This window comes from Fictibacillus halophilus (assembly GCF_042680145.1).
In the GTDB taxonomy this organism is placed as follows: Bacteria; Bacillota; Bacilli; order Bacillales; family Fictibacillaceae; genus Fictibacillus; species Fictibacillus halophilus_A.
Genome location: NZ_JBHTNQ010000004.1, coordinates 1 through 1,297 on the forward strand (window position 1 = coordinate 1; position 1,297 = coordinate 1,297).

A 1,297-nucleotide genomic window follows, 5' to 3' on the forward strand; every position below is an offset into this window, starting at 1 on the left:
AAGCGTGGCGACACGTGGAGCTGACAGATACTAATCGGTCGAGGGCTTATCCTTAAAATTGTATGAAACGTTTGGAAACGTCGTATCTAGTTTTGAGAGAACATAAAATGATGAAAATCATTAAAAAATCTCTTGCAATTCTTAATTACATAGCGTATAATTTTATCTTGTCGAGATAAATAACTCGCTTTCTGGTCTAGTGATGATGGCGAAGAGGTCACACCCGTTCCCATACCGAACACGGAAGTTAAGCTCTTCAGCGCCGATGGTAGTTGGGGGTCTCCCCCTGTTAGAGTAGGACGTCGCTAGGCTGGAATTTTATACGGAGGATTAGCTCAGCTGGGAGAGCACCTGCCTTACAAGCAGGGGGTCGGCGGTTCGATCCCGTCATCCTCCACCATATACTTACTTGCCGGTTTAGCTCAATTGGTAGAGCAACTGACTTGTAATCAGTAGGTTGGGGGTTCAAGTCCTCTAGCCGGCACCATTTTGCATGAGCCATTAGCTCAGTCGGTAGAGCATCTGACTTTTAATCAGAGGGTCGAAGGTTCGAGTCCTTCATGGCTCACCATTTTCAAATTAATATGCGGGTGTGGCGGAATTGGCAGACGCGCTAGACTTAGGATCTAGTGTCTTTGACGTGGGGGTTCGAGTCCCTTCACCCGCACCATATTAATTTAATAAAAAAACAAAATAGTTCGCGGAAGTAGTTCAGTGGTAGAATACAACCTTGCCAAGGTTGGGGTCGCGGGTTCGAATCCCGTCTTCCGCTCCAAAGTTATTGTATGTGCCGGGGTGGCGGAACTGGCAGACGCACAGGACTTAAAATCCTGCGGTAGGTGACTACCGTACCGGTTCGATTCCGGTCCTCGGCACCACATACATGCGCCCTTAGCTCAGCTGGATAGAGTGTTTGACTACGAATCAAAAGGTCGGGAGTTCGAATCTCTCAGGGCGCGCCATATTTTTTTACGGGAAGTGGCTCAGCTTGGTAGAGCACCTGGTTTGGGACCAGGGGGTCGCAGGTTCAAATCCTGTCTTCCCGACCATCATAACTATATAAGTTATATTTGGGGCTTTAGCTCAGCTGGGAGAGCGCCTGCCTTGCACGCAGGAGGTCAGCGGTTCGATCCCGCTAAGCTCCACCATTTTTCAGAAAATGTTTCTGACATTTTCTTTTTTATTGCAAAAAAAGTTCTTTGAAAACTGAACAAAAGCAAAGGTAAGGAATTAAGAATTAATTCCGTCAGTAATAAATTAGAGCAAGTCAAACACTTTTATGGAGAGTTTGATCCTG

At 46.5% G+C, this 1,297-nt stretch carries 9 tRNA genes and 1 rRNA gene; all 10 read left to right on the forward strand.

The window, feature by feature from the left end:
- The first annotated feature begins 195 nt into the window (after window positions 1–195).
- The 10 genes from rrf to ACFQ4X_RS17135 all read left to right on the forward strand — a co-directional run bounded on the left by rrf (window position 196) and on the right by ACFQ4X_RS17135 (window position 1,148).
- A 5S ribosomal RNA gene (gene rrf, locus ACFQ4X_RS17090) occupies window positions 196–311 on the forward strand.
- A 13-nt stretch (window positions 312–324) separates the two neighbouring features.
- A tRNA-Val gene (locus ACFQ4X_RS17095) sits at window positions 325–400 on the forward strand.
- 11 nt (window positions 401–411) lie between these two features.
- Window positions 412–487: transfer RNA gene (locus ACFQ4X_RS17100), tRNA-Thr, on the forward strand.
- Between the two features lie 8 nt (window positions 488–495).
- Window positions 496–571 (forward strand) — tRNA-Lys (locus ACFQ4X_RS17105).
- Between the two features lie 15 nt (window positions 572–586).
- Window positions 587–670, forward strand: a tRNA-Leu gene (locus ACFQ4X_RS17110).
- A 30-nt stretch (window positions 671–700) separates the two neighbouring features.
- Window positions 701–775, forward strand: a tRNA-Gly gene (locus ACFQ4X_RS17115).
- Between the two features lie 14 nt (window positions 776–789).
- Window positions 790–878 (forward strand) — tRNA-Leu (locus tag ACFQ4X_RS17120).
- Window positions 879–885: 7 nt separating this feature from the next.
- A tRNA-Arg gene (locus ACFQ4X_RS17125) sits at window positions 886–962 on the forward strand.
- 10 nt (window positions 963–972) lie between these two features.
- Window positions 973–1,049: transfer RNA gene (locus ACFQ4X_RS17130), tRNA-Pro, on the forward strand.
- 23 nt (window positions 1,050–1,072) lie between these two features.
- Window positions 1,073–1,148: transfer RNA gene (locus tag ACFQ4X_RS17135), tRNA-Ala, on the forward strand.
- Window positions 1,149–1,297: the final 149 nt, after the last annotated feature.